This is a genomic window from Ruegeria sp. BI12 (genome assembly GCF_056537985.1).
The window spans coordinates 14,048-39,747 of record NZ_JBQFSL010000004.1 but is presented as its reverse complement, the minus strand read 5'-3'; the positions used below and the strand labels follow the sequence as shown (position 1 = coordinate 39,747).

General features: G+C 58.0%; 27 protein-coding genes. 7 read left to right on the top strand and 20 right to left on the bottom strand.

Annotated features, from left to right (window positions below; genetic code table 11):
• Positions 1-5: 5 nt before the first annotated feature.
• From ACR0AK_RS21400 to ACR0AK_RS21390, 3 genes are read right to left on the bottom strand one after another with little or no spacing between them, the layout of a single operon-like run.
• Positions 6-533 (bottom strand): hypothetical protein, encoded by a 528-nt coding sequence (locus tag ACR0AK_RS21400; protein WP_170562507.1) that lies wholly within the window; start codon positions 531-533, stop codon positions 6-8.
• Positions 530-1,378, bottom strand: coding sequence for a GNAT family N-acetyltransferase (locus tag ACR0AK_RS21395; RefSeq protein WP_368040302.1), 849 nt, complete (start codon positions 1,376-1,378; stop codon positions 530-532). Before ACR0AK_RS21395 ends, ACR0AK_RS21400 begins: the two co-directional genes overlap by 4 nt.
• Positions 1,375-2,100: a 16S rRNA (uracil(1498)-N(3))-methyltransferase gene (locus tag ACR0AK_RS21390; protein ID WP_170562504.1), complete on the bottom strand. Its 726-nt coding sequence runs from the start codon at positions 2,098-2,100 to the stop codon at positions 1,375-1,377. Before ACR0AK_RS21390 ends, ACR0AK_RS21395 begins: the two co-directional genes overlap by 4 nt.
• A 12-nt stretch (positions 2,101-2,112) precedes the next feature.
• Here ACR0AK_RS21390 and ubiA point away from each other — a divergent pair, with 12 nt between their 5' ends.
• The 4 genes from ubiA (at position 2,113) to ACR0AK_RS21370 (ending at position 6,095) form a co-directional block, all read left to right on the top strand.
• A complete protein-coding gene (gene ubiA, locus ACR0AK_RS21385) occupies positions 2,113-3,075 on the top strand; it encodes a 4-hydroxybenzoate octaprenyltransferase (RefSeq protein ID WP_170562501.1) in 963 nt (320 codons plus the stop codon).
• Positions 3,076-3,140: 65 nt separating this feature from the next.
• The gene (locus ACR0AK_RS21380) at positions 3,141-5,069 is read left to right on the top strand and encodes an OmpA family protein (protein WP_170562497.1); all 1,929 of its coding nucleotides are present in this window, start codon (positions 3,141-3,143) and stop codon (positions 5,067-5,069) included.
• 1 nt (position 5,070) lies between these two features.
• Complete coding sequence (locus tag ACR0AK_RS21375) at positions 5,071-5,391, top strand: hypothetical protein (protein WP_058273621.1); 321 nt, start codon at positions 5,071-5,073, stop codon at positions 5,389-5,391.
• 176 nt (positions 5,392-5,567) lie between these two features.
• A complete protein-coding gene (locus ACR0AK_RS21370) occupies positions 5,568-6,095 on the top strand; it encodes a hypothetical protein (RefSeq protein ID WP_170562494.1) in 528 nt (175 codons plus the stop codon).
• A 51-nt stretch (positions 6,096-6,146) separates the two neighbouring features.
• Here the strand turns inward: ACR0AK_RS21370 and ACR0AK_RS21365 are convergent, their stop codons facing one another.
• The 3 genes from ACR0AK_RS21365 to pgsA are packed head-to-tail and all read right to left on the bottom strand — an operon-like array spanning position 6,147 to position 7,512.
• Positions 6,147-6,590, bottom strand: coding sequence for a molybdenum cofactor biosynthesis protein MoaE (locus tag ACR0AK_RS21365; RefSeq protein WP_480794904.1), 444 nt, complete (start codon positions 6,588-6,590; stop codon positions 6,147-6,149).
• A 4-nt stretch (positions 6,591-6,594) separates the two neighbouring features.
• Positions 6,595-6,840: a molybdopterin converting factor subunit 1 gene (gene moaD, locus ACR0AK_RS21360; RefSeq protein WP_480794903.1), complete on the bottom strand. Its 246-nt coding sequence runs from the start codon at positions 6,838-6,840 to the stop codon at positions 6,595-6,597.
• Positions 6,841-6,843: 3 nt separating this feature from the next.
• Complete coding sequence (gene pgsA / locus ACR0AK_RS21355) at positions 6,844-7,512, bottom strand: CDP-diacylglycerol--glycerol-3-phosphate 3-phosphatidyltransferase (protein WP_480794902.1); 669 nt, start codon at positions 7,510-7,512, stop codon at positions 6,844-6,846.
• 178 nt (positions 7,513-7,690) lie between these two features.
• Between pgsA and ACR0AK_RS21350 the strand changes: the two genes are divergently transcribed.
• Positions 7,691-8,575: a DMT family transporter gene (locus ACR0AK_RS21350; RefSeq protein WP_480794901.1), complete on the top strand. Its 885-nt coding sequence runs from the start codon at positions 7,691-7,693 to the stop codon at positions 8,573-8,575.
• Here the strand turns inward: ACR0AK_RS21350 and uvrC are convergent.
• The 7 genes from uvrC to ACR0AK_RS21315 form a co-directional block, all read right to left on the bottom strand.
• Positions 8,572-10,446, bottom strand: a complete 1,875-nt coding sequence (gene uvrC / locus ACR0AK_RS21345) for an excinuclease ABC subunit UvrC (RefSeq protein ID WP_480794900.1) — start codon at positions 10,444-10,446, stop codon at positions 8,572-8,574. The genes ACR0AK_RS21350 and uvrC overlap by 4 nt on opposite strands.
• 290 nt (positions 10,447-10,736) lie before the next feature.
• The gene (locus ACR0AK_RS21340) at positions 10,737-11,516 is read right to left on the bottom strand and encodes an SDR family oxidoreductase (RefSeq protein ID WP_170562480.1); all 780 of its coding nucleotides are present in this window, start codon (positions 11,514-11,516) and stop codon (positions 10,737-10,739) included.
• 20 nt (positions 11,517-11,536) lie between these two features.
• Positions 11,537-12,499 carry a calcium/sodium antiporter gene (locus tag ACR0AK_RS21335; RefSeq protein WP_170562475.1) on the bottom strand — a complete coding sequence of 321 codons (963 nt, stop codon included), beginning with the start codon at positions 12,497-12,499 and terminating at the stop codon, positions 11,537-11,539.
• Positions 12,500-12,667: 168 nt separating this feature from the next.
• The gene (locus ACR0AK_RS21330; protein WP_170562471.1) at positions 12,668-13,465 is read right to left on the bottom strand and encodes a S49 family peptidase; all 798 of its coding nucleotides are present in this window, start codon (positions 13,463-13,465) and stop codon (positions 12,668-12,670) included.
• A 119-nt stretch (positions 13,466-13,584) separates the two neighbouring features.
• On the bottom strand, positions 13,585-14,346 hold the full coding sequence (locus ACR0AK_RS21325) for an ABC transporter permease (RefSeq protein ID WP_170562468.1): 762 nt from the start codon (positions 14,344-14,346) through the stop codon (positions 13,585-13,587).
• The gene (locus ACR0AK_RS21320) at positions 14,343-15,272 is read right to left on the bottom strand and encodes an ABC transporter ATP-binding protein (protein ID WP_480794899.1); all 930 of its coding nucleotides are present in this window, start codon (positions 15,270-15,272) and stop codon (positions 14,343-14,345) included. The genes ACR0AK_RS21325 and ACR0AK_RS21320 overlap by 4 nt, the downstream gene beginning before the upstream one ends.
• Before the next feature lie 101 nt (positions 15,273-15,373).
• Positions 15,374-16,696, bottom strand: a complete 1,323-nt coding sequence (locus ACR0AK_RS21315) for a TAXI family TRAP transporter solute-binding subunit (protein WP_480794898.1) — start codon at positions 16,694-16,696, stop codon at positions 15,374-15,376.
• A 66-nt stretch (positions 16,697-16,762) separates the two neighbouring features.
• Between ACR0AK_RS21315 and ACR0AK_RS21310 the strand changes: the two genes are divergently transcribed.
• Positions 16,763-17,887, top strand: a complete 1,125-nt coding sequence (locus ACR0AK_RS21310; RefSeq protein WP_480794897.1) for a CaiB/BaiF CoA transferase family protein — start codon at positions 16,763-16,765, stop codon at positions 17,885-17,887.
• A gap of 31 nt (positions 17,888-17,918) precedes the next feature.
• Here ACR0AK_RS21310 and hemE read toward each other — a convergent pair whose 3' ends face one another.
• Positions 17,919-18,962, bottom strand: a complete 1,044-nt coding sequence (hemE, locus tag ACR0AK_RS21305) for a uroporphyrinogen decarboxylase (RefSeq protein ID WP_480794896.1) — start codon at positions 18,960-18,962, stop codon at positions 17,919-17,921.
• A gap of 108 nt (positions 18,963-19,070) precedes the next feature.
• On the opposite strand from hemE, the gene hemC reads away from it, so the two are divergent.
• A complete protein-coding gene (gene hemC, locus ACR0AK_RS21300; protein ID WP_480794895.1) occupies positions 19,071-20,030 on the top strand; it encodes a hydroxymethylbilane synthase in 960 nt (319 codons plus the stop codon).
• Positions 20,031-20,259: 229 nt separating this feature from the next.
• On the opposite strand, the gene ACR0AK_RS21295 is transcribed toward hemC, so the two are convergent.
• The 6 genes from ACR0AK_RS21295 to ACR0AK_RS21270 are packed head-to-tail and all read right to left on the bottom strand — an operon-like array spanning position 20,260 to position 25,698.
• Positions 20,260-21,537: an aspartate aminotransferase family protein gene (locus ACR0AK_RS21295; RefSeq protein WP_480794894.1), complete on the bottom strand. Its 1,278-nt coding sequence runs from the start codon at positions 21,535-21,537 to the stop codon at positions 20,260-20,262.
• 1 nt (position 21,538) lies between these two features.
• Positions 21,539-22,642, bottom strand: a complete 1,104-nt coding sequence (locus ACR0AK_RS21290; RefSeq protein WP_480794893.1) for a mandelate racemase/muconate lactonizing enzyme family protein — start codon at positions 22,640-22,642, stop codon at positions 21,539-21,541.
• Positions 22,639-23,745, bottom strand: a complete 1,107-nt coding sequence (locus ACR0AK_RS21285; RefSeq protein WP_480794892.1) for a mandelate racemase/muconate lactonizing enzyme family protein — start codon at positions 23,743-23,745, stop codon at positions 22,639-22,641. Before ACR0AK_RS21285 ends, ACR0AK_RS21290 begins: the two co-directional genes overlap by 4 nt.
• Positions 23,742-24,026, bottom strand: coding sequence for a cupin domain-containing protein (locus tag ACR0AK_RS21280; protein ID WP_254453073.1), 285 nt, complete (start codon positions 24,024-24,026; stop codon positions 23,742-23,744). The genes ACR0AK_RS21285 and ACR0AK_RS21280 overlap by 4 nt, the downstream gene beginning before the upstream one ends.
• Positions 24,023-25,129 carry a mandelate racemase/muconate lactonizing enzyme family protein gene (locus tag ACR0AK_RS21275; protein WP_480794891.1) on the bottom strand — a complete coding sequence of 369 codons (1,107 nt, stop codon included), beginning with the start codon at positions 25,127-25,129 and terminating at the stop codon, positions 24,023-24,025. Before ACR0AK_RS21275 ends, ACR0AK_RS21280 begins: the two co-directional genes overlap by 4 nt.
• The gene (locus tag ACR0AK_RS21270) at positions 25,126-25,698 is read right to left on the bottom strand and encodes a dimethylsulfonioproprionate lyase family protein (protein WP_480794890.1); all 573 of its coding nucleotides are present in this window, start codon (positions 25,696-25,698) and stop codon (positions 25,126-25,128) included. The genes ACR0AK_RS21275 and ACR0AK_RS21270 overlap by 4 nt, the downstream gene beginning before the upstream one ends.
• Positions 25,699-25,700: the final 2 nt, after the last annotated feature.

Here is a 25,700-nt window from a genome sequence, read left to right as displayed (position 1 = left end):
CAGTGTCAATGCAACCGCAAATGGGCCGGGCGCGAGGGAGTGCGCTCCCAGATAACCACCGGGTGCGTCGCGCCACCGTTCAGTTCCGACAGCATTTGTTCGGTTTTTAACCCAGGCAAGGCCGAGAAGACGTCGAACAGTGCTTCGGCCCCCTCCGCATTCACAGGAATGTGAAGCGCAGGCTGCCCCGGTTGATCCAGAACCCAATGCGCCGGGGACGAAGTCGGATCCAGCGCAAGGCGTTCGATTTCCCGCGCGGCAACGATTCCGCCGTCCAAAGGGCCAAGATAGGTGATCTGGCCCTCGTCGATTGTCACCAGACCGGGACCACCGGCGCCCGAACGAAAGCGGGCACGCTGAACGCCAACGATGGCCAGGGCAATCGAAACGACAATAAGAACCCAACCCAACCAACCCAGCAGCCCACCGGGTCCGCCGATCCAACTAAGGCCAACCAGCAGGACAGCACCAGCAGCAAGCACTTCGCGCCAGCGCCACAGGGCCAATTTGGCTTCGGGTCGGATGAAACTCATGCCGTATCCTCAGGTTTTTTGAACAAAATCAGGGAATAGTGGCCGGCTGGCCTGAACCCAATAGCTATATAGGCACGCGCAGCAGCATCGCTAGCGGCAAACAGAACAGCGCGGGTTGCGCCGTTGCTGCGCGCCTCGCGCAGATGCAACGCGACAGCCAGTCGCGCATAGCCATGCCCACGCAAGTCCGGCGGCGTGTAGACACCCCCAATTTGGACGACTTGGGCTAACCGCGAGTTGAACCCCGTCATCCCAACTGGTTGACCGTCCACCAGCAAAGCCCGATGGGTATCACGTCCGATATAGGCTGCGATGTCTTTTTGCGCCTGTGGTTCCGCCCGCTCAGGGTCAAACCCCATTGCTTCGATCAGGTAGTCTTGCCGCCAACCCACTGCAGTAGACCGGTCCAGATCCTCTAGCGATACAAGTTCCGCGCCAGTGATGTCCGGCATAACAAGGTCTTTTAGATCCAGCGAGAAACCCGGCTCATCACTGTTCAGGGTCGCAGGCCGGTTTTCCCAGCCAGCAAGTTGAAGAACCCGGCGCGCCTGGCCGGCCTCTGCCGCCAGACCGAACAATTTGCGCCCCCGGATTAGGCGAATCGCTTGGCTGAGTTCCTCGTCCGTGCATTCGGGACACTGCGGCAGGACCATACCTTCATTCGTGATCCCAAAAACCGCGCGCGGCCCATCGCCCAGAACCCACATATTGACCGCGCGCGGGTCGGAACCGCGCAAGCCAAAATCCCGCAGGTTGGCCAATGGGAACATCGAGGTCTGGATGTGCCGGAAAAGGAAGCCGTCGATTTCTGGCACATCCTCTTCCTGCGCCAACCGCCACGTCACGACCAATCCCCCAAGGCCTGCTGCCACATGGTCAGCGCCGCGACAGCGGCAGTGTCAGCGCGCAAGATGCGCGGACCGAGGCTGACAACATGGGCAAAAGGCAAAGCCGACAACCTAGCGCGCTCGCGATCGGAAAAGCCGCCCTCAGGGCCGATCAAAATAGCCCAAGGTTGACCCTTTTCATTCGCGGCCAGACGCAGGGCCGATCCGACCTCGGCCTCGTCGCAGAACATGAGCTGGCGGTCCTCGGGCCAGCTGTCAAACACGCGGTCCAGTCGCTGCAATGTGGCAACTCCGGGCACAAAAGTCCCGCCGCATTGCTCGGCCGCCTCGACGGCATGAGCCTGCAAGCGGTCCTGCCGGATGCGTTCAGAATTGGTGAATTCGGTCTGCACGGGCATGATCTGCGCCACGCCCATTTCGGCTGCTTTTTCAACGATGAAGTCCGTGCGCGCCTTTTTAATCGGCGCAAACAGGAACCACAAATCGGGTGGCAACTGCAACGGTTTGGTCTGTTCCAAACACGTTAAAACGCCACCCCGCTTACCTGCCTCGGTCACCTCGGTCAGCCACTCTCCGTCCTGCCCATTGAACAACGCGACCTGTCCGCCGACGGACAGACGCATGACGCCGAACAGGTAATGGGCCTGATCACGCGTCAAAGGAACCGATTGCCCCTGCCCCAGAGGGTGCTCTACATACAGTCTAATCTTTGCACTCATGAGACCTTACATATGCAAGGCAATGCGCCAACACCAGACGGACAAGTTGCCGACGCCGTCGGCGGCAACTGGGTCGACACCTATGCGCCCGCGTTCACCCGCCCTTATCTGCGCCTCAGCCGTGCGGATCGTCCTATCGGCACCTGGCTGCTGCTGATTCCCTGTTGGTGGGGATTGGCGTTGTCCATCCTCAGTGACGGTAACCCCAGATGGGAGGACCTTTGGATCGCCATCGGTTGCGCTTTCGGCGCATTTCTGATGCGCGGCGCAGGCTGCACATGGAACGACATTACCGACCGCGAGTTCGATGGGCAGGTGGAACGCACCCGATCCCGCCCAATCCCATCCGGTCAGGTCAGCGTGCGTCAGGCCGTGATTTGGATGGGGCTGCAATGCCTGCTGGCGCTGATGATTCTTCTGACTTTCAACCAAGCCGCGATTGCAATGGGCGTTCTGTCGCTGTTGCCGGTGACAATCTACCCCTATGCCAAGCGGTTCACCTGGTGGCCGCAGGTATTTCTGGGCTTGGCCTTCAACTGGGGCATCCTGCTGGCCTGGGCTGCGCACACGGGAACCGTAGGTGTACCCGCAATCACGCTGTACGTGGCCGGAATCGCATGGACGCTGTTCTATGACACGATCTATGCCCATCAGGACGCCGAGGATGACGAGCTGATCGGAATCAAGTCCACAGCCCGCCTGTTTGGAACCGACACTGCACGATGGTTGAAGTATTTCCTGGTCGCCACCGTGGCGCTTATGGGGCTGGCAATAATCGACGCGGCAACGACACAGGCATCAATCATAGCCTTGGTGGTGGCCCTTGCCGGGCCATGGGCGATGGGGTGGCACATGGCCTGGCAACTGCGTGGACTTGATATTGAGGACAACGCCAAACTGCTGCAATTGTTCCGCGCCAACCGCGACACCGGCCTTATTCCGCTGATCTTCCTCTGCGTCGCCTTGTTGCTCTGATTGCACCTTGGCCTAGCCCTCTGTAAGAGTTCCGAACACTCACCCGAGGAGTCGATAGTCCGCACATGCGCCTGCCTTATGTCTTCGTCGTTGCATTTGTCTTCCTTGTGTCCGCAGGGCTGTCTCTTTTGGCGGCAAGTTTTGCCGTGACAAAAGTCGAAGAGGCCTCGGAGTTCGCCGTGCGACGTGCGCTGGACCTGAAGGGCCATGACTGGGCCGAGGTCCAATCGGACGGGCTGCGGGTCGTTCTGACTGGTACGGCTTCGGATGAGGCCACACGATTCAACGCTCTGACAGCGGCAGGGACCGAGGTCGACACCTCGCGCGTCATTGACGAAATGGAAGTCGCACCCACGACGCAGCTGGCCTCGCCACGCTTTTCAGCCGAGATTCTGCGCAACGACAGCGGAATATCGGTTATTGGCCTGATCCCGGTCAGCGAAGATCGCGACGCGCTGACAGAGAGATTGCGCAGGCTGAATGACGGGCCGGTCTCAGATTTGTTGGAAACCGCCGATTATCCAAAGCCGAAAGGATGGGACGAAGCGATTACTTTTGCGGTCGAGGCGCTGACCCGTTTGCCCAGGGCCAAAATCTCGGCCAGCCCCGGTCTTGTGAAGGTGACCGCAATTGCCGACAGCCAGCAGGAAAAAGAGCGGCTCGAGCAAGAGTTGACCCGTGCGGCACCGCCGAGCCTGCGCATTGGCCTGTCGATCTCGGCACCTCGCCCGGTCATTACGCCCTTTACGCTGCGCTATCTGATCGATGAAAATGGCGGGCGTTTCGACGCCTGCTCAGCCCAGGATGAAAAGGCGCGGGATCGGATCGTCGCGGCCGCTCAGGATGCAGGTCTGCATGGCCCGTACTCCTGCACCATCGGTCTGGGCGAACCGTCTCCACGTTGGCCTGATGCCGCTGTGCTCAGCATTCGGGCCTTGTCGGACATCGGTCAGGGTACTGTTACGTTATCAGACGCCGATATCACCTTGGTCGCGGCTGAAGGTACAAGTACCGCGGTGTTCGACCAAGTGATCGGCGAACTGGAAAACGCACTGCCCGAGGTCTTTGCCCTGCACGCGGTTCTGCCGGAACCCGAGACGGAAGACCAATCCGGCCCTCCCGAATTCTCAGCTACGCGGAGCCCCGAAGGGCTGGTGCAAATGCGAGGCCGATTGGGTGATGAAACTCTGCGCGACATGGTCGACAGCTATGCACGTGCTGCATTTGGTTATGAACACGTCCATACAGCTACCCGCATCGCCCCCGACTTACCGGCAGATTGGCCCATTCGCGTCCTGAGCGGGCTTGAGGCACTGTCGCAACTGCACAACGGAGCGCTGACCGTGACGCCGGACGAAGTGGCCCTGAGTGGCATAAGCCATGATCCCAAAACCAGGGCTTATATTTCGGGGTTGCTGTCGGACAAGTTGGGCGAAGCACAGGATTTCAACTTGTCGATCACCTATCAAAAACCACCCGAGCCCGCAGACAAGCTGCCCGACCCGGGTGTTTGCGAAGAGCGCATCGCCGAGGTTCAGGCAGGTTCCAAAATCGCGTTTGAACCAGGTTCTGCCACGGTCGCCGCCGAATCGCGCGATACGGTCAATCAGATCGCCGACATCCTGCGGGAATGCGGACCCATCCGACTGGAGATTCAGGGCCACACTGACAGCCAGGGCCGCGAAGAGATGAACCAGCAGCTCAGCCAGTCGCGGGCGCAATCCATCTTAAATGAGCTGCGCGCGCGGCGCGTGCCCACAGCTAGCTTTACCGCGATGGGCTATGGCGAAACCCAGCCAATCGCCGACAATGATACCGAGGCCGGACGTGAAGAAAACAGGCGCATCGAATTCCGTCTGATCCGGCCCGAACCCATTGCGGATTCCGAAACCGCGCTGGAAGCGATGGAAGACGAAACAGAGACGTCACAAGACGCAGAGCCAGAGGCTGAAGCCACAGAAACGGAAACAGACTCGGGCGCAGGGGACCAGTAAGTTGAACAGAATTGAATTTATCATCGCCACCGCCGTCATACTGTTTGCCGCCTTTTGCATGGGTTGGTTCGCCAACTGGCTGGCACATCGCCTGTCGCGCGTCCGCCAAAGCGACGTGGCCGATCTGGACCGCATGAGCCAGGAACTGCACGAGGCCGAGGAAACGCGCGATCAAGCAATCACATACCTCCAGCAGCGAGAGGCAGAGCTGACGAACCAACTGACCCAGACCGAAGCGGAACTGGCCGCGGCAATGGACGGTCTGCGCGCTGCCCGGCAAGAGGCTGAAGAGTTGCGCGGTCGCATCAACAACGCGGACTGAACGCAACTGCTGTCTTAGGCGGCCTGTGCTTAGTTATGACAAATGAATACGTCGGCACAAATTAGCCGATCACAGGCGGTCGCCTTCAATTTTCAAAACAAATTCAATACTATGAATTGGTGCGTTTTTTTGCCTACGCACATCACTGTTCACTATCCAGAAAATTGGAGTGTACTATGAATTTCAAATCATCATTAACTGCTGCTGCAACTCTAAGCATCTTCACTGCTGCCGCTTGGGCGTCAAGTGATGTAATCCCGTCAGAGAATGACACCTTCACCAACTGGGGCGAAGAATCCGGCTGGACAATCTTTGTGGATGACTCCCGTGGGTCCTGCCTGATCGAGCGTATGGACGAAAACCAGAACGTCGTTCAGATGGGTCTGACCAAGGACCACGAGATGGGCTATCTTGGTGTCTTCACGAAGAACGACATTGGCCTGAAGGGTAAGAAAGAAAAGATATTTCTGTCACTCGACGGCAACGTCTACGAAGCTGAAGCGCACAAGAAGACCAAGCATCTCGCTGACGGTTATACCGGCGGGTACATCCTTGCGAATAACGCCCAGTTTGTAGATGACGTCATGAACAAATACGAAATGACGGTGTTTCCGAAAAAAGAGTTCGCATTCACCGTAAGCCTTGATGGAACCAAAAAAGCCATCGAAGCAGCACGGCAATGTAACACGGAACAAAGCACCTAACCTGCTTTGAACAGCCCCGGCACCTGTTTGACCCGGTGCCGGGCAACGCACCTACCACCGGTTCAGTGCGTTTTCGTCTTCATCCTTGGCATCAACCCATTCCGCGCCCGACGACGTGATTTCCTTTTTCCAGAACGGGGCGCGGGATTTCAGATAATCCATCAGATACTCGGCCGCCTCGAACGCGTCTTTGCGATGCCGTGCAGCCGTGGCGACCATCATGATCCGATCACCCGGAGCCAGACGCCCGTGCCGGTGGATCACCAGAACATCGCCCAGCGACCAGCGGCTCTGCGCCTCTTCCGCGATTTTGGTCAGCGCCCGTTCGGTCATGCCGGGGTAATGTTCGATTTCCATCACATCCAGATCGCCCGATACCAGATCGCGCACCACGCCGGTAAAGGTCACGATGGCGCCATTGGCATCGTCTCCGGTGGCAAAGGCATTGGCTTCGGCCCCAAGATCGAACTCTTCCTGCTGAACCGAAATACGCATCGTTTCAACCGCCAGTCATCGGCGGGAAAAACGCCACTTCGCGCACGCCAATAAGGGATGCGTCAAAGTCGGACAGCTCTTGATCCAGTGCAACACGCAATGCGGATAGGTCCGCAAAAGCGGCAGCATAGCGGTCTTCGCGCGCGCTGAGCTCGGCGACCAGATCGGATACAGTTGCGGCTTCGGTTTCGATCCGCTCTTTCGGCAGGCCAATCCGTTCGCGTACCCATGCAAAATACAGCACGTCCATCCCTTAGCTCTCCTTCAGATGGGGCATGGCTTTACGTAGGTAGTCATAGCCGGTGATCAATGTCAGGGCCGCCGCTATCCACAACAGCCACAGCCCAATGCGACCGGACCAGAACATCGCCTCGAGGTGCCAGCGCATATGATTCAGGTCTTCCAATTGACCTGTCAGAACCTGATCCATCGTTGCGGCATCCATACCGAACGTAGCCATCACAAAGTAGTGTTCGAAAATCCCCTGCGAAAACAGAATGGCAATCGCCACCATCTGCGCGGTTGTTTTCCATTTCGCCAGCTTCGTGACCTTCAGCGTTCCAGCTGTATCGCCCAGATATTCCCGCAGGCCCGAGACAAAAACTTCGCGGAACAGGATCACTGTGGCAGGCAACACCAACCAGGGCGTCCAGTGCTCAGCGGAGTAACCCACGAGGATCATCAGCGCGATCACCACCATCGCCTTGTCCGCAATCGGGTCCAACATGGCGCCGATCTTGGTTTCCTGTTTCCACGCGCGAGCCAGGTATCCATCAAACCAGTCGGTAATCGCGGCAGACAAGAACAGGATCAACGCAAACCAGTCCGCATAGGGTCTGGTGAAATACAGAAACATTACGGCCAGACCGGGCGCGGCCAGCAGGCGCAAGACGGTCAGGATATTCGGCAGGTTCCACTTCATGAAGCGGACCCTACATCGCCAGTCAGGGACAGAAAAGACAAGGCGGAAAAAAACTGCACCGATCACAGAGGCTTGGTCAAAGCGCCGCAGCCTAGATCGGCACCGGATATTGGCCTTGGCCTCGGACCGGATTGTCGTCAGAGTGCCACCGAAAAGGCCCAATGGCGAAGACGACCAGATGACCCCGAATATAAAGACCGACGCGCGCGCAAACCTGATCGGCAGCGCGTGGATGATCGGAGCGATGGCATGTTTTGCTCTGGAAGACGCGCTGCTGAAAGCGGCGGCAATTGCCTTACCCATCTGGCAAATTCTGGTCCTGTTCGGAGCGGGCGGCGCGATGATCTTTGCCTGTGTCGCCATCGCGCGGGGCACACGGTTGCTGCAGTCCGATGTGCTGTCGCCGGCAATGAAAATCCGCGCGGTTTTCGAAATTCTCGGGCGGTTGTTCTACGTTCTGGCCATCACACTGACACCGCTATCGTCCGCGACCGTCATTCTTCAGGCCACGCCGCTTGTGGTCGTTGCCTGCGCCGCGCTTCTTTTCGGCGAGACCGTGGGCTGGAGACGTTGGAGCGCAATTCTCGTCGGCCTGATCGGCGTAGTGATCATCATCCAACCGACCGGAGACAGTTTTACCATCCTGTCTCTGCTTGCCGTGCTCGGGATGTTGGGATTTGCCGGTCGCGATCTGGCCAGCCGGGTTGCCCCCGCCAGTCTTGGAACCGAAGTGTTGGGGTTCTACGGCTTTATCAGCGTGATTGTCGCCGGTCTCGCCTACAGCTTTTGGGAACAGGCCCCGATTGCGCCAGTGCCCTTCCACACATGCCTGCATGTCGCCGGAGCAGTAGGTCTTGGCGCAATCGCATACGCTTCCTTGATGAAAGCCATGCGGACGGGAGAGGTATCCGCCGTCACGCCATTCCGCTATTCCCGCCTGCTGTTCGGTGTCGCCCTGGGTGTGGTCTTCTTTGGCGAAGATCTCGACCAGACGATGTGGATCGGCAGTTCACTGATCGTGGCTTCGGGCCTGTACATCTTGTGGCGCGGGCGCAAGGCCTAGCCTTTGTCGTGGAAGAAGTCATAGACCTTTTGCGCCAACCCGGCTGAGATCCCCTCGACCGCTTTCAGATCCGCCAGATTAGCCCGGCTGACCGCCTTGGCACTGCCAAAATGCGCCAGCAAGGCACGCTTACGCGCGGCACCAACTCCGGGGATTTCGTCCAACGGCGTTGCTCCGACGGCCTTGGCACGTTTCGCGCGGTGGGTGCCGATTGCAAAACGGTGTGCTTCGTCCCGCAGGCGCTGAATGAAGTATAGCACCGGATCGTTGCGCTTTAGCGCAAATGGGCGTTGCCCGGTACGGTGGAATTCTTCCTTGCCGTGATCGCGATCAACGCCCTTAGCCACGCCAACCATGGGGATGTCTTCGACCCCATGCTCGACCATGATTTCACGCACGGCACTCACCTGCCCCGCACCCCCGTCAATCAGCAAAAGGTCGGGCCACATCCCCTTGTCACGATCTGGATCCTCTTTTTGCAGGCGGGTAAAGCGGCGGGTCAGAACCTCTTTCATCATCCCGAAATCGTCACCAGGGGTCAGGTCGTCGCCCCGAATGTTGAACTTTCGATAGGCATTTTTCATGAACCCGTCCGGGCCTGCTACGATCATCCCGCCGACGGCGTTGGTGCCCTGGATGTGAGAGTTATCGTAAACCTCGATCCGGTTCGGCGGGCTGTCCAGATCAAACGCCTCAGCCACTCCGCGCAGAAGCTTGGCTTGCGTGGCACTCTCTGACATCCGTCGGGCCAGAGACTCCCGTGCGTTGCGCAACGCACCCGCAATCAGTTCCTGTTTTTCACCCCGTTGAGGCACCAGAATTTCGACCTTGCGTCCCGCCTTCTCGCTTAGTGCTTCTTGCATCAGGTCAGCGTTTTCGACGGCATCCGAAAGGATCAGTTGCCGCGGCGGTTCCTTGTTGTCGTAGAACTGGCCAAGGAAAGCCTCCATCACCTCAGCCGCGGACACATCCGCACCGACACGTGGATAGAAATCCTTGTTTCCCCAGTTTTGATTGGCGCGGATAAAGAACACCTGAACACAAGCCTGCCCGCTGTCCATATACAGGCCGATCACATCCGCCTCGGCCACGCCACGCGGGTTGATGCCCTGAGATGTCTGCACCTGCGTCAGCGCGCGGATGCGATCACGCAGTCCGGCTGCACGCTCGAACTCCATTGCCTCGGACGCGGCCATCATCTGTTCCGCCAGTTCTTCCTGCACTTTGGTCGACCGGCCAGACAAGAACCGCTCGGCATCTTTGACGCTTTCGCTGTACTCTTCTTCCGAGATCAGGTTCACGCAAGGCCCGGAACAGCGCTTGATCTGAAAGAGCAGACAGGGACGCGTCCGGCTATCGAACATGGAGTCCGAGCAATTGCGCAACAGAAACGCTTTTTGCAACTGGTTCAGCGTCCGATTCACCGCACCCGCGCTGGCGAAGGGGCCAAAATAGGTCCCCTTCTCTTTCTTTGCACCGCGATGCTTTTTGATCTGCGGATAGGTGTGCTCTTTGGCGACCAGAATATTGGGAAAGCTTTTGTCGTCGCGCAGTAAGACGTTGTATTTAGGCTTGAGCTGCTTGATCAGGTTCTGTTCCAGCAACAGCGCCTCGGTCTCAGTCCTTGTGGTCAGGAACATCATCGAGGCTGTCGCCGCGATCATCCGTTCGATCCGCCCCGAATGCCCCGGCCGCGCATAGTTCGACACACGCGCCTTGAGATTACGCGCTTTCCCAACGTACAGAACCCGGCTGTCCGCATCCAACATCCGATATACACCAGGTGAGTTGTCCAGCGTTTTCACATACCGCTGAATGCAGGCATAGCCGGTCTTTTGAGTGTCTTGGGTCGGGTCGCTGTCTGTTGTCATTTGCCTGAGATATGATTCTCTGACCATGGCTGCAATCTTGTGGCCTTCAGATCAAGAGAAAACAAATCCACGGTTTCTGTGGATAAGTGTGAAGATAAGTTTCTGAGCTTGGCGAATTTCCCTTGTTTCATTAAGGAATCCTTGATTTGCACAAAAAATAAGCAAATATTTAACCTGTTGTTTTTATGGTAAATATTTTCATTCACAAGGCAAGTGTATGAAAAAAAAGACATTTTTGTAACGCGCATGTAACAGAAACGAGAGCGGTGCAAAACTTGCAGCAGTTTTACCTATTCAAGGCCCAGAACGTCCGGCGTTTTCCACCCCAGATGCTGCCCACCGTCGACGCATAAAAGCTGCCCCGTGACCGCATGCGCATCCAGGAAATAGCCCAAGGCGGCAGTGATATCTGACGGGTTCGACCCACGTTCCAGAACCGTGTTTGCACGCTGCGCCTGAAAGTGTTCTTCGCTTTGCCGGTGGCCCTGCATTGTTGGTCCCGGGCCGATCGCATTGACGCGGATCGCTGGCGTGAGCGCCTGTGCCGAGGTTCGGGTCAACGCCCACAGACCCATCTTGGCAATCGTATAGGTCATGAACTCTGGCGTGAGCTTGCGCACCCGCATATCTACCATGTTAACGATCAGACCGGTGGCAACAGGTTCGCCCGCCTCGTCCGTGCCCGGCTTCAGCCCCTGCGCGGCCATGGCCTGCGTCAGAACGAATGGCGCGCGCAGGTTACTGTCGAGATGCCGGTCCCAGCTTTGTCGCGTGGCGGATCGAAGGTTGTCATATTCAAAAATCGACGCGTTGTTCACCAGACAGGTGATCGGTCCTCCAAGCGCCTCCGCCGCGCGGGGCAACAAGGCTTCGACCTGTGCTTCGTCCAGCAGATCAGCCTGCAGGGCAACCGCTTTCCGCCCAAGCGCCTGCACCTCTGCCACGGTCTCAGCAGCAGGTTGCTCGGACGTCGCGTAGTGTACAGCGACGTCATATCCCCGCCTTGCCAAATACAGGGTCATTGCTCGGCCAAGACGGATACCTGCACCGGTCACCAACGCTCGGGCCATGGATTTCCCCTATCTTCAGGTTACGCCAACAGCGAGACAATGTAGACCGCATACAGCAGGGTCAACAGCAGACCCCAGCCGCGCGTGATGTCTTTCTTCAGGAACACAAACGGTATCAAAAGAAGCGATGCGCCAAGCATGACCCACAGATCGAATTGCAAGAATTCCGGGTCAACCGGGATGCGCCCAAACAGCGTGGCTATGCCGACAATGGCCAGCAGGTTGAACATATTCGACCCGATCACGTTGCCCAAGGCAACGTCAGCCTGTCTGCGCAGGGCCGCCATCACGGTCGTTGCCAATTCTGGCAGAGAGGTTCCGACCGCGATCAGTGTCAGGCCAATAATTGTTTCGCTGACGCCATAGGTTCGGGCAATAATCGTGGCGTTGTCGACCAGAAGATGCGCACCCATCGGCAGGCCGATAAGACCCAGGACCAGATAAATCGACAGCTTCCAATACGGCATGTCCGGGTCGGCTTCTTCCAGACCTTCCAGCTCATCTTCTTCCGCGCAGGCTTCACCACAGGCTTTGCGGTGTGCGCGCGCATCTCGGAATGCGTTGAACAGGACCAATCCCAGAGCAGCCAGCAAAATTGCGCCGCTGGCCAGATTGAACACGCCGCAGAATGCAAGACCGATGAACAACACTGTGGCCAGCAGCATGAACACATAGTTTCTTCGAGTGTTGCATTCGCTGGTGTGCAGCGTGGCCAGCAAGGCCGGCAATCCCAAAACCAACAGGATGTTTGCCGTGTTCGAACCGACAACATTACCCAGTGCGATCCCCGGCGCGTTTTCCTGGATCGCGCTGATTGCGATCAACAGCTCGGGGGCCGAGGTTCCAAAGGCCACAATGGTCAGGCTGACAATCAAGGCAGGCACGCCCAGACGCAGGCTCAAGTTAACTGCGCCGCGCACCAAAGCATCACCCGCCAGCAGCAAGATCAGCAATCCAAGGCCGGATAACAGCCATGCCGTCATGTACGGCCTCCTTTTTCGCAGGCGCAGGGGCCTTTACCGATCCTGAACCGTCCACAGCGTGGGCATCTTGCAGATTGCAGCCTTTTCTGCCCCGGAAAGCGCAGCTTGCCGAACATCGCCAGGACACCCATAGCGATCAGGAAAAGGGTTACAATCTTGATAATCACGTCACAGACCAAAGCGCGCGTAGGCCGCCCGCTCCTCAAGCCCGGTTATTGCGTCCTGGGTCAGCGAAGCTCCAAACCGCGACCAGAACGGTTTGCGCAGGCCATAGCGGCGGAACTTCACCTTATCACCGAACCGGTCCTGCATCATGGGCTTGAGATGGGCTATGCCCTCGATCAAGCCCAGTTCCTGCGCACGTCTGGCCAGCCAGACCTCACCCGTGAACAGATCCGCACTGGTATCAAGCTTATCGCCGCGGCGGTCTTTGACATGGGTGATGAAATTCTCGTGGATATCGCCCAGCAAGCCCTGAAGCCGCGCGACATCCTCTTCTTTTTCCGGTGCAAACGGGTCAAGCATCGACTTTGATTTGCCTGCGGTATGTACCCGCCGTTCAATACCTTGTCGCGCCAGAAAAACGTGGGCGCCGAACCCGGCCGAAATCACACCAATCGACCCCAGGACCGAGCTGTCATCAGCCCAGATCTCGTCAGCGGCCGCGGCCAGCCAATATCCACCCGATGCGGCGACATCTTCGACGAAGGCGATGACAGGCACGTCAAGCTCGTCTGACAGCCGCCGAATACGCGATCCGATCAGAGAGCTTTGCACGGGCGAGCCGCCGGGCGAATTAATCTCAAGCGCAACGGCCGCGGGCTTACCTTTGCGAAACGCTTTTTCCAAAACGGGGGCGAGTGCGGTGTCGTTCAACGACCCACGCCCCGCCATTCCGATGGCGCCCGACAAACGGACCACGGCCACGAGGGGCTGTTTTTTGACAAACGGCAGGCTGAGTTTCATGGGTGCCGATGTAGAGTGCGGGTCTGCGCTAAACAAGGGACTGTTCGGGCCTAAAACGCGACGTGAACCAAATTCCCACACATGAAGGGCAAAAATGCAACGCCCCCTCGCCTCAAACCCTAGCTGCGAATGCGCCAGCCGGTTTTGAATATCCATCCGATCACGGCCAAACAAATCCCCGTAAACGCCAGAATCGCCAGCAGGCTGAAACCAATCGGCACATCTGCCAACCCATAGAACGACCAGCGAAAGCCCGAAATCAGATAAACGACCGGATTGAACAGGGTGATTGTTTGCCAAAGCGGCGGCAGCATCGAGATAGAATAGAAAGTGCCGCCCAAAAAGATCAGCGGCGTGACCACCAGTTGAGGTACCAAAGACATCTGCTCAAAATTGCTGGCCCATATCCCGATGATAAAGCCCAACAGTGAAAAACTAAGGCAGGACAGGATCAGAAACGCCGCCATCGCAAAGGGATGTTCGATGCGTATGTCTACGAAGAAGGTGGCGGTCACAAGGATCACCAACCCGACAAACAGCGACTTAGTGGCGGCAGCCCCAACGTAACCTATTACAATTTCTATGAAATTTACGGGCGCCGATAACAGCTCGTAAATCGTGCCCAGAAACTTTGGGAAATAGATCCCGAATGACGCGTTGGAAATCGCCAGCATCACAACCGACAACATGATCAGGCCTGGCACGATAAACGCGCCGTAAGACACACCCTCAACCTCTTGAATGCGGCTGCCAATCGCGGTGCCGAAGACGACAAAATACAACGAGGTCGACAGGACCGGCGACAGAAAACTCTGCGCCATGGTGCGGAAGAACCGGGCCATTTCGAAGCGGTAGATGGCGGCGATGGCAGACCAGTTCATGCGGGTTCTCCGGACACGAGGTTTACGAAAATCTCTTCCAGACTCGACTGCCGGGTCTGCACGTCGCGCAGCACCAGACCGGCCTGCGCCACATCGTTCAGCAACGTGGTGATCCCGGTACGGTCCGCATGAGTGTCATATGTATAGACCAGCGCATCACCATTGCCGTTCAGCGTCAGGTTATGCGCTGCCAGACTATCGGGAATGACCTTGATGGGATCGGTCAGCATAACCTCGATCTGTTTCTTGCCCATCTGGGCCATCAGGGTGTCCTTGTCCTGCACCAGCCGCAACTCACCTTTGTCAATGACGCCCACCCTGTCGGCAATGGCCTCGGCCTCTTCGATGTAATGCGTAGTCAGAATGATGGTGACCCCGGCCTGTTTCAGTTCGGCCACGATCTCCCACATGTCTTTACGCAGTTCGACATCCACGCCGGCAGTCGGCTCGTCCAGGAACAATATGCGCGGCTCATGAGCCAGGGCCTTGGCGATCAGCACACGGCGTTTCATGCCGCCGGAGAGTTCCTTGATCGCGTTCTTACGCTTGTCCCACAGTGACAGCTTGCGCAGGATCTCTTCTATCCGGGCATTGTCGCTGCTGTATCCGAACAGACCACGCGAAAACCGAACTGTGTTCCAGACCTTCTCAAATGGCTCAAGCGCGATCTCCTGCGGCACCAAACCTATCATACGGCGCGCGGCACGGAACTCGGTCTGGATGTCATGCCCACCGACGGTAACGGTGCCCGAAGTCGGCGTGGTAATCCCACAAACGGTGGATATCAGGGTCGTTTTGCCGGCGCCGTTTGGTCCCAGCAACGCCAGAATTTCGCCTTGCTCGATATCCAGCGAAACACCTTTCAGGGCCTCAAACCCACCGGCGTAAGATTTGCGTAAATCCCTGATGGAAAGAATTGTCGTCATGCACGTTCCCTGTTCTGGCGGGGACACTACCCCGACAGATCACTACAGAACAGGTCAATTCCGCACATTGTTCTGCGCTTTTTTGTGGATACGCGACTGTATCAGGCCTGGCTGTGCTGCTGCAATTCAGCGATCCGCTTTTGCACAAGTTCGACATGCAACCGTGCATCATATTGCCCTTGCCGATAAGCTGCAGGCAACCTCAACGTCGCGAGGCGCTCGTCCAGGTCGTTCAGATGCGCCTGCATCTCGCTCAGCTTTTTGATATCGGGGTTATTGGCCAGCTCTTCCTCAATGTCCCGGATTTCGGGGTAATGCTGCCAAACCCGCCACCGCATCACATAGGCATAAGCCAATGGCACGAGCCGGATCAGAGGCACTACGATAAAGAAGAATGGCAGCAACAATAGCAGAACCCGGTTGATCTGGGCCGCGACCCAATAGGGAAGCCAGTCATGCCAGGTCGAAGGACCATCAAGAATCAGCTGCCGGGCCGTATTGCTTACCGTCATTCCCGCTCCTTCAAGATTGGGGAACGCCCCCGGATCGGCGATAATTCCGCGTGTGCTGTGCAGTTCGATTGCCGCCATCGTCAGGCGGTTGATCAACGCGGGGTGCAAATCCGGCCGCACGACCAAACGGGCCTCAATTGCGATCAGCTCCACCGGTCGTGGCGGAAGAACCGGGGCCAGCGACATTCCTCCTGCCGGCACCGTTACCACCGTGGCATATTCCAACCGGCGTGAGATTGCCTGAACGTGATCCAGTGCCATCACACGCAGCCCTGGTTCCTCATATGCCGCTTTCAAATAGGGGGCTTCGATGGGGGCAACATAGACAGCGATATCCAGGTCTCCGGCTAACAAGGCCGCTGCCGCATCGGCATAGGGGATCGATAGATGCCTGTTATCCGCCTCACTCAAACCCACCGCCTTTTCAAAGTCCCGAAAGGCCGCAGCCGTGCCAGAACCCGGCTCGCCGCTGTTGATCCTAAGACCAGACCAAAGTGCCGGATTTCGGGGTATGTTAGCCCCTTCGTTAACCAGAAAGATAACAGGTTCAAAAAACACTGCCCCGATGGCCTCGGCCTTGTTGGGGTCAACGCGGATACCGCCTTGTAGAAACGCAGCATCGACTTCACCCGCGTTCATCAGTTCAGCATTCTCAACAGAACCTGCAGTATCAAGGATCTCAAGTTGAACATTGTCGCGTGCCAAAATCGTCGCATAGTCCTGCGCGACCGCCGCATATGCGCCGCCGTCAGGCCCCGCCGCCAACTTCAAACTGCCCGGCGGATGCAAGCGCGCCAAAACGCCCACCAACACAGCCAGCGCAACGGCGCTACCAAAAATGACCCACAACCGCATCCGAGCCTCGCTCTCCATCCCGTTCAGAACGCTAAGGACCGCGTGACCATCTGGCAAGTAAGCAGAATCCAGTCTTGCAATCCTTGTGTATCCCCGAAAACCTGCCCCGAAAGGAGAAGGCCCATGCTCAGCGGATTACGGATTATTGAAATCGAAGGTTTGGGTCCGGGCCCTTTTGCAGCCATGTTACTGGCCGATCTGGGGGCGGACGTCATCACGATTCATCGCAAGGGACAGCCCGCTGTACCGGGTATGCCCGAGCAGTCTGTCCTGGACCGCGGCAAACGCTCGATTGATTTGAACCTGAAGGATGCCGCTGATTTGGACATCGCCAAACGCCTGATCGATTCCGCCGACGCGCTGATCGAAGGGTTCCGCCCCGGCGTGATGGAAAAATTGGGTCTGGGTCCCGAAACCTTCAATGCTTCGAACCCCAAATTGGTCTATGGCCGCATGACCGGCTGGGGCCAAGATGGCCCGCTATCGGACACCGCTGGGCACGATCTGAATTACATCTCGCTGTCCGGGGCACTGTGGTACACGTCAGCAGCAGGCCAACCCCCGCAGACACCTGCGACTCTGGTCGGGGATATCGGCGGAGGCGCGATGTACCTTGTCACGGGCATTCTGGCCGGAATTCTCAACGCACAGCGCACCGGACAGGGCACCATTGTCGATGCCGCCATCTATGACGGCTCGGCGCATATGATGAACCTGCTGATGAGTTTGCGGCAAACCGGCAATCTATCCGAAACCCGCGGTCAAAGCCTGCTGGATGGCCCACATTGGAGCCGTACCTACACGTGCTTGGACGGGGGCTTCATCACAGTTCAGTGTCTTGAACCAAAGTTCTACAGCGAATTCCTGGAAAAACTGGGGCTTACCGAAGATCCCGATTTCCAAAAACAATTTGTCCCGGCACTGTGGCCGGACCTTACACAGCGCCTTTCCGAGGTTTTTGCAGCCAAACCGCGCGCCCACTGGGCCAAGATATTCTGGGGATCTGACGCTTGTGTTGCACCCGTGCTCGACCCGATCGAGGCACAGGCTCACCCCATGAACACCGAACGTCAAACCTGGATCGACCATCACGGGGCACTGCAAGCTGCTGCGGCGCCCCGCTTTTCAACCGAAACCTGGCGCCCCAAACCCAGCCCCCGCCGGGGCGAACACAGGCAGGACATTCTTGATCAGCTTTCCGCAAGCGCACGCGCAGACCTTCACCCGGCTGAAAAAAACCTGGGTTGAATTGGCCGAAGGCCAAGAAGGGCTGACCCCTCTACCCGTCCCGCCACGAACGCACCGTGTCGATCATCAACTGAACGTTGTCAGGATCGGCATCGGGTGTGATCCCGTGACCCAGGTTAAAAATATGCGGTCCTTTCGAAAACGCCTCAACAATCTGACGCGTTTCATCCACCAGCGCCTGGCCACCTGTCACCATGTGTGAAGATGCCAGATTGCCCTGTACACAGCCATCCGCTTGCACATTCTTGGCTGCCCATTCCGGCGAAACCGAATTATCCAGTGCAACACAGTCTACGCCAGTGGCCTTGGCAAAGCCGACATAACCTTCGCCCGCCTCGCGCGGGAACCCGATTACAGGGATTCCAGGATGGCGTTCCTTGATGGCTTGCGTAATGACACGGCAAGGTTCGACGGCATATTTCTGAAACGCCACGCCTTTCAACGACCCCGCCCAGCTGTCAAATATTTTGACAACTTCTGCACCGGCCTCGATCTGCGCCGAAAGGTATTCGATTGTCGCAAGCGTGATCCGATCCAACAATGCCTCAAACAACTCTGTGTTCTCTTCGCGCAGCGCATGCGCCGGGCCTTGATCCGGCGTGCCGCGCCCGGCGATCATGTAGGTCGCAACCGTCCACGGTGCGCCTGCAAACCCGATAAGGGTGGTCTCGGATGGCAATTCTCGCGAAAGGATTCGCACTGTTTCGTACACCGGCGACAAGGTTGCATGGATATCCGATACCGGTTTCAGCGCATCGAAATCGGATTGCTGAGTGATCGTCGACAACCGCGGCCCCTCACCTGTGACAAACCACAGATCCGCACCCAGCGCTTGCGGCACCAACAGAATGTCAGCAAACAGAATGGCCGCGTCAAAGCCATAGCGGCGGATCGGTTGTAACGTCACCTCAGCCGCCAACTCGGGGTTATAGCACAAAGACAAAAAGTCCCCGGCCTGCGCCCGGGTTGCGCGGTACTCCGGCAAATAACGCCCCGCCTGCCGCATCATCCAGATCGGTGGCACGTCCTGTACTTCGCCAGCCAGCGCCCGCAGCAGTTTCTTTGTCTCGGCCATCTTTGTCCCCACTCGTCTGGTTTGCGGCAAACGGGTCTGCCTTCGGCGTCAATTTGTCAAGGTCTGCCCCCATTGTCAGGGCAATGTGACGCGACTAAAGCTGTGCATATGACACTGACCCTGCCAACCCCCGCATCACCGCTCAAGATCGGCACTCGTGGCTCACCGCTGGCGCTGGCGCAAGCTTATGAAACCCGTGAGCGACTGGGCAAAGCCTTTGATCTGCCCGAAGACGCGTTCGAGATCGTGGTGATCAAAACCACCGGCGACAACCGCGCCATGATTGATGCGGACCGTCCATTGAAAGAGATTGGCAACAAGGGCCTGTTCACCAAAGAAATCGAAGAGGCGATGCTGCGCGGAGATATCGACATCGCTGTGCATTCAACCAAGGACATGCCGGTTGAACAGCCCAAGGGGCTGGTACTGGATACTTTCCTGCTGCGTGAAGATGTGCGCGACGCCTTTATCTCACCCAGTTTGAATTCGATCCACGACCTTGCACAGGGCGCGGTGGTCGGCACGTCGTCGCTACGGCGGCGCGCGCAATTGCTGAACCGTCGCCCGGACCTGAACGTGGTCGAATTTCGGGGCAATGTGCAAACCCGTCTCAAGAAGCTGGCGGATGGAGTGGCCGATTGCACGTTTCTGGCGATGGCCGGCATCCGGCGTCTGAATATGGATGAAGTCCCAGCGACTGCCATCGCCGTCGAAGACATGCTGCCAGCCATTGCACAGGGCACGATCGGCATCGAACGCCGCAGCGACGATTCTCGGGCTGCCAATATGCTAGAGGCCATCCACCACGCTACAACCGGCAAACGGCTGGCTGCGGAACGCGCATTGCTGGCCGCACTGGATGGGTCATGCGAAACACCAATCGCGGGTTTGGCGGAAATTCAAGGTGACCAATTGCGTCTACGCGGTGAAGTTTTGCGCCCCGATGGGTCCGAATCCATATCCGAAGACATCACCGGTTCGGTCAAAGACGGCCCGGAAATAGGTCGCGTCATGGCAGAATCCCTTTTGAAACAGGCGGGACCCGGGTTTTTTGATTGGAAAAAATAAAAAAGTTTATGAAAAGTGAACTACTTCACTGAGGCAGTGCCGCAGATGGTACATAAAGAATTCATACCGATTGAGAAGTCGGGTCGGTCTCGAAGAAGTCGAAAGTTTTTTTAAACCGTTCTCTTTTAAGTGGTATTCGAGGGGGCGAGACCAGACCCAGAAGTCCAATCAGTTAGGGCCGCTGTCATATTAGACAGCGGCCCACTTTATTTTTATGACGTTTTGGTTCTTATTCAGCGCAGATCGCCTGAACTGCCTTTTCGACCGCCATCCGCGTTTGATCCAGATCGGCCTGGGTTACAGCCAGCGAGGGATAGAGTTTACCCGGAGCCTTGAAGATCCCGTTCGCGCGCAATGCACCGTTATAGAGGACATTGCGTTGCGGATCGTCGTGTTTGGCACTGCGGTAATCGCGACAATCCCTGTCGGTAAAATAGACGTCAAACAGGGTCTCGTCGCCGCAGATCTGATGCGGGATACCGGCCTTGTTCAGTTCGTCCACCTGTATCTGCTGCAACTGCGACCCGATCCCGCGCAGTTGGTCATAGACGCCATCGCGCCGCAGGATTTCCATCGTCTTCAGCCCGGCGACCGAGGCGACGGGATTGCCGGACAAGGTTCCCAGCTGCATCAGCCAGCCTTCCTCGCCAACCTGCCCCTTGTCGAAATGCTTCATAGTCTCGGCACTTGCCCCCGTTGCGGCCAGAGGAAAGCCACCACCGGTGATTTTACCCAGAGTGCAAATGTCCGGCGTCACGCCATACTTCTCTTGCGCACCGCCATAAGCAAGGCGAAATCCGGTGACGATTTCATCGAAAATCAGCAGAACACTGTGTTTGTCGCACAGATCGCGCAATCCCTGCAGGTAGCCGGGCTCCGGAGGGATGATCCGTTGCAACGGCTCGACCATTATTGCGGCAATATCATCATGCTCGGCCAGCAGGTTGGCGACGGCCTCCAGGTCGTTGAAAGGCGCAATGAGCATCTGGCCGGCCACGCTATCGGGAATGCCTGCGCTGTCTGGAACAGCTTGCGGGAAGTTGACCTGACGACTGGGGGCCAAGCTCATCTGTGCCTCGGCACTCATCCCGTGATAGCCGCCTTCGAATTTCAGGATCTTACTTCGACCGGTATAAGCCCGCGCCAATCGGATCGCGTACATGTCCGCCTCACCGCCCGAGGCCACGAAACGGACCTGTTCGCAACATGGCACGGCATCGATGATGGCCTCAGCTAGTTCGATGCCCCTGGCGTTGTTGGCAAAGAACGTCATGCCCTTGGGCAGTTGTTCGAGCACGGCTTCCATCACTTCGGGATGGCCATGACCCAGCAGCATCGGGCCGGACCCGATCAGGTAATCGATGTATTCGTTGCCATCCTCATCCCAAACATGACTGCCTTCGCCACGCGCGATGATGATACCCGGATCGAAGTTACCGAATCCTCCGGCAGGCAGAACCTCGTTTGCGCGGGCAATCCATTCGGATTGGGTGTTGATTTTCAGCATGTCAAACGATCTCCAATATTGGCAGGCCAAGCACTTCGGGGTCTGGCACAACACCTAACCCCGGACCTTCGGTCGGAGCAATCCGGCCGTTGTCACGGTTTGGTGCGTCCGGGCAGATGCGCGGGGACACATAAGAGGACAAGTCGCAGGTGTTCATCAACGACCCATGCGGGGTCGAGGCCGCAAAGTGCAGCGATGCGGCTGTTACGATATCCGACCCCCATGTGCATTCGGCGCATATCTCAGCGCCCAAATGTACGGTCAGATCCCGCGCGCGGCGCATGGCCGACAAGCCGCCGAACTTCGACAGCTTCAGCGCAACGGTGTCCATACAGCCCAGTTCATGCGCCCTTAGCAGCGAGGCCAGATCATGGGCGTTTTCATCGATCTTCATAGGCAGGCCGGTTGCCTGCCGGACGGCCGCGCAGTCCTCAAGCGTTTTGCAGGGCTGCTCCAGCATCACATCCAGATGCGCCACGGCCCGTCCTGTGCGCGTAGCCTGCAGCCGCGAGGCGCCGCAGTTCCAGTCGCCATAAACGAGCGGACCCGGCCCCACGGCCTCGCGCACCTTGATCAGCCGTTCCGCATCAGCCTGCCAGTCGCCTTCGACCCCCAGCTTGACCTGAAACTGGAGTATGCCGGTCTGATAGGCCGCCTTGGCGATCCGCGCCATGTCATCCGGTGCGATGCAGGTGATCGAATGATAAAGCGGCATGTCCTTTCGCGTCCGCCCCCCCAGCAACGCATACACCGGCTGGCCCGAGGCTTGCCCAAACAGGTCCCAAAGGGCGATATCGACCATGGACTTGGCATAACGATGCCCAAGCAAAAACCCGTCCAGCTTGCGCATTGGCGCATCGACACCGAAGGGCGACATGCCCAGGATTTCCGGCCCCATCTCAGTCACAGCCGCAGGAACGCCATCGGCGTAGGCGGGCAAGTAATGTGGGATCGGGCAAACCTCGCCCCAGCCCTTCAGACCAGTATCGGTTTCCAGGCACAGGATGTGGCTTTTGACCGTCGCGCAGGATTTGCCTTCGGCCATATGATAGGTTTCGTGACTGGTCAGGTCGACGGACCAAAGCGTTATCTTGGTGATCCTCATTGGTAGACTCCAACCGGATCGCCCAGCGCATCCTCGTCCGGGTGTACGCCAAGCCCCGGCGTTTCCGGCAGGTGCAGGTGGCCGTCGATGTTGCGTGGACCCCGACCGCCAGCGATATCGACGGTGATCATGTCCTGGCAGGCCCAGACGGCGCGGCAATTGTCATCCGGGATCGTCGCCGCCAGATGCAGCGCCTCGGTATCGGCCAGAACCGAGCCCCCCGTGGCCATCACGAACATGTCGATCCCATGCGCCAGCGCGATATCCCGCATCCGGGCGGCCTTGGTCAGACCGCCGACGCGGTTCAGCTTGATCCCGAACACTTCGGCCAGCCCGTCGCGGGCAATCCGCGCGGCATCTTGCAGGGTCACCAGGCTCTCATCCACGGAAACAGGCGAGGCATGGCGGCCCGAAATGGCTGCGATGTCGTCCAGTGACTCGCCGGGTTGTTCGAAAGTGACGTTCAGATCCTCGCAGGCGCTCATGACGCGCAGGGCTTGCTGGCGGGTCCAGCCACGGTTGACGTCATAGAGGACGATCTCTCCCGGTCGCCGGATGCTTTCCACATCCCGCACGCGGGCAATATCACGTTCCACATCGCCGCCGATCTTAACCGAATGGGCGACATAGCCCCGGCTGCGATAGCGCTCCATCACCTCTCGGGTTTCATCCACTGTCTTGGCCCCCACCGAGGATGCAATCGGACGCGGTGTCCGCGACCCGCCGCCCATCAGATCTGCAATCGGCATTCCCGCCGCTTGCCCGGCAATATCCCAGCAGGCCATATCGATCGGGCTTTTGGCATAGAGGTGGCCGGGCAAGGCGATATCCATCGCCCGCTCGACATCCAGCACCCGACGCGGATCAAGGCCCAGAATGAACGGTGCCATCGTTTCGATCCCCGCGCGAATGCCTGGGCCATGCGCGGGAACATATGTGTGCCCCCAAGGCGTACCTTCGCCCCAACCGGTCAGGCCACTATCCGTTTCGACCTTGACCAGCGTCGCATCCAGCACTTCGAACTTTAGCCGGCCACCGGACAACCAATACGGATGCTCGAGCGGGAGATCGACATGATAGACCGAGATTCGGGTAATTTTCATTTCAGTTCCACCTCAACAAAGGACATCGGTTCGTCCCCGGCATTGATCACGTTGTGCTCGACACCCTCGTCTCGGCGATAGGCGGTTCCCGCAGGAACCGTAACCTCGTTGACCGAGCCGTCGGGCAATTCCAGCCGCATATGGCAATCGGTGACCGCCGTGATGACGTAATCCATTGCGTGACGGTGCCACCCCGTTTCGGCATCGGGCGCAAAGTCAAATCGCGTCACCCGAACGCGGGCGTCATCGATCATCTGGGTTGCAATGGCTTGCGGTCTCATAGGCTGAACTCCTCAATCGGTGCACCGAGGCTTTCGAAATCAGGCACTACGCCCATTCCTGGTGTATCTGAGGCATAGAGCTTGCCATTCCGCGACATTGGTCCGCCAATTCCGGTAGATCGCGTGTTGTAGTTCATCAGGTCGGTGGTGTTTTGCAGGTATTCGGGCGGTGTCGAGGCCGCAAAATGGGCGACAGCCGAGGTTGCGATTTCTCCGCCCCATGTGTCTTCGCTGACCACCGGTATGCGGTTTTCGATCAGATAATCCCGCACCCGCCGCGCCTTGCTGAGTCCGCCAAGGTTCGAAATCTTGAGACAGCAGATCTCGGCCCCGCGATCCGCGACGATGCGCTGTGCCATATGCATGCCGGTCAGGCATTCATCCAGCTTCATCGGTTGCTCGGCGACACGGCGCACCTGCTGACATTCCTCATAAGTCCGGCAGGGCTGTTCCAGGATGTAATCCAGCTCCCGCGTTGCCCGCGCGACCCGGATCGCGTTGTCGACGCGCCAGCCCTGATTTGCATCGGCCATCGCCTTCTCGCCCGGATTTAGCAGCGGTACAGTTGTACGAATACGGTCAATGTCGGTGGTCCAGTCACCACCGACTTTGACCTGAAACTGTCGATACCCCTGCGCACGGTATCGGTCCATTTCGGCCACCGTCTCATCCACCGCTTTCTGCGGCGCGACCCGATACATCGGCGCGCCGTACGTCAGCTTGCCGCCGAGCAGCATCCAGACGGGCTGATCACAGGCCTTGCCCAGAATGTCCCAGCACGCCGCATCGAACGGAGCTTTGGCGTATCCATGCCCCTGAACCAAATTGTCCATCAGCTGTTCTATCCGCCCCACCTGTCGCGGATCTTCGCCCAGCAACTTAGGCGCAACCAATCGGGCCAGCGCCGCCACGCCCTCGGAATGCGCAACCATGTAGTTCTCACCACAGGGCGTGAATTCGCCGCAACCCTGCAGACCGGCATCCGTATCGATGACAACTACCGAGGCGATGGCCGTTTCTATCGCGTTGCCCGCGCCCCAGACATAGGCCCCGCCAACATAAGGAAGGCCGGTCTGAAAGACACGGATACGGGTGGTTTTCATGCGGCGTCCATTTTTGGCAAATCGCCCATTCCCTCACCGCGCCAGAGAACAAATGTCAGGATCGGCTCTTGGGTTGTGGTCATCGCATGGCTTTGCCAGCTTTCGTGATGGCGCGTCTGGTTCGGGCCGACATAGGCTTCGCTCCCTTCCACCCGAAACGTCGCTCCGCCGCCTACGATCAGGTAAAGCTCCTCAGCCTGATGGCTGTGCCAATCATAATTCAGGCCCGCGCCCCAATAGGCGACATAGCCGCGCAACTGGGTCGACTGGAAATGCCCGGTCGGGCCGAACAACTCGTAGTATCCATAGCGATTGAGAAAATCGGCTCCGACCTCTTCTTCGGTATAGGTGTGCTTCCACTGTGCCAGATGCGCTGTTGCCTTAATCGCATCAGACAAGGATCGCGTAGCACCCTCGGTCGGGAACTCGGTTTGCTGAACCAATTCCACGGCCGGAATTTGGTTTGGGTTCAGATCCGCCGCCACAAGGTCGTCAGGCCAGGCACCGAAGGCTGCAAGCTCAGGATGCGATTGGTGCAGTTGTCGAACAGCCTCGAGAACGTCGTCCATCG

Bases quoted from the DNA above. Each gene is read 5' to 3' on its own strand.
- ACR0AK_RS21380 (WP_170562497.1), top strand. From the start codon at position 3,141: ATGCGCCTGCCTTATGTCTTCGTCGTTGCATTTGTCTTCCTTGTGTCC.
- moaD (WP_480794903.1), bottom strand. From the start codon at position 6,840: ATGGACGTGCTGTATTTTGCATGGGTACGCGAACGGATTGGCCTGCCG.
- ACR0AK_RS21365 (WP_480794904.1), bottom strand. From the start codon at position 6,590: ATGCGTATTTCGGTTCAGCAGGAAGAGTTCGATCTTGGGGCCGAAGCC.
- ACR0AK_RS21330 (WP_170562471.1), bottom strand. From the start codon at position 13,465: ATGAAACTCAGCCTGCCGTTTGTCAAAAAACAGCCCCTCGTGGCCGTG.
- hemC (WP_480794895.1), top strand. From the start codon at position 19,071: ATGACACTGACCCTGCCAACCCCCGCATCACCGCTCAAGATCGGCACT.
- ACR0AK_RS21340 (WP_170562480.1), bottom strand. From the start codon at position 11,516: ATGGCCCGAGCGTTGGTGACCGGTGCAGGTATCCGTCTTGGCCGAGCA.
- ACR0AK_RS21275 (WP_480794891.1), bottom strand. From the start codon at position 25,129: ATGAAAACCACCCGTATCCGTGTCTTTCAGACCGGCCTTCCTTATGTT.
- hemE (WP_480794896.1), bottom strand. From the start codon at position 18,962: ATGGCCGAGACAAAGAAACTGCTGCGGGCGCTGGCTGGCGAAGTACAG.
- ACR0AK_RS21280 (WP_254453073.1), bottom strand. From the start codon at position 24,026: ATGAGACCGCAAGCCATTGCAACCCAGATGATCGATGACGCCCGCGTT.
- ACR0AK_RS21390 (WP_170562504.1), bottom strand. From the start codon at position 2,100: ATGAGTGCAAAGATTAGACTGTATGTAGAGCACCCTCTGGGGCAGGGG.
- ACR0AK_RS21400 (WP_170562507.1), bottom strand. From the start codon at position 533: ATGAGTTTCATCCGACCCGAAGCCAAATTGGCCCTGTGGCGCTGGCGC.
- ACR0AK_RS21320 (WP_480794899.1), bottom strand. From the start codon at position 15,272: ATGACGACAATTCTTTCCATCAGGGATTTACGCAAATCTTACGCCGGT.
- uvrC (WP_480794900.1), bottom strand. From the start codon at position 10,446: ATGACAACAGACAGCGACCCGACCCAAGACACTCAAAAGACCGGCTAT.
- ACR0AK_RS21290 (WP_480794893.1), bottom strand. From the start codon at position 22,642: ATGAGGATCACCAAGATAACGCTTTGGTCCGTCGACCTGACCAGTCAC.
- ACR0AK_RS21325 (WP_170562468.1), bottom strand. From the start codon at position 14,346: ATGAACTGGTCTGCCATCGCCGCCATCTACCGCTTCGAAATGGCCCGG.
- ACR0AK_RS21310 (WP_480794897.1), top strand. From the start codon at position 16,763: ATGCTCAGCGGATTACGGATTATTGAAATCGAAGGTTTGGGTCCGGGC.
- ACR0AK_RS21350 (WP_480794901.1), top strand. From the start codon at position 7,691: ATGACCCCGAATATAAAGACCGACGCGCGCGCAAACCTGATCGGCAGC.
- ubiA (WP_170562501.1), top strand. From the start codon at position 2,113: ATGCAAGGCAATGCGCCAACACCAGACGGACAAGTTGCCGACGCCGTC.
- ACR0AK_RS21270 (WP_480794890.1), bottom strand. From the start codon at position 25,698: ATGGACGACGTTCTCGAGGCTGTTCGACAACTGCACCAATCGCATCCT.
- pgsA (WP_480794902.1), bottom strand. From the start codon at position 7,512: ATGAAGTGGAACCTGCCGAATATCCTGACCGTCTTGCGCCTGCTGGCC.
- ACR0AK_RS21285 (WP_480794892.1), bottom strand. From the start codon at position 23,745: ATGAAAATTACCCGAATCTCGGTCTATCATGTCGATCTCCCGCTCGAG.
- ACR0AK_RS21335 (WP_170562475.1), bottom strand. From the start codon at position 12,499: ATGACGGCATGGCTGTTATCCGGCCTTGGATTGCTGATCTTGCTGCTG.
- ACR0AK_RS21370 (WP_170562494.1), top strand. From the start codon at position 5,568: ATGAATTTCAAATCATCATTAACTGCTGCTGCAACTCTAAGCATCTTC.
- ACR0AK_RS21295 (WP_480794894.1), bottom strand. From the start codon at position 21,537: ATGCTGAAAATCAACACCCAATCCGAATGGATTGCCCGCGCAAACGAG.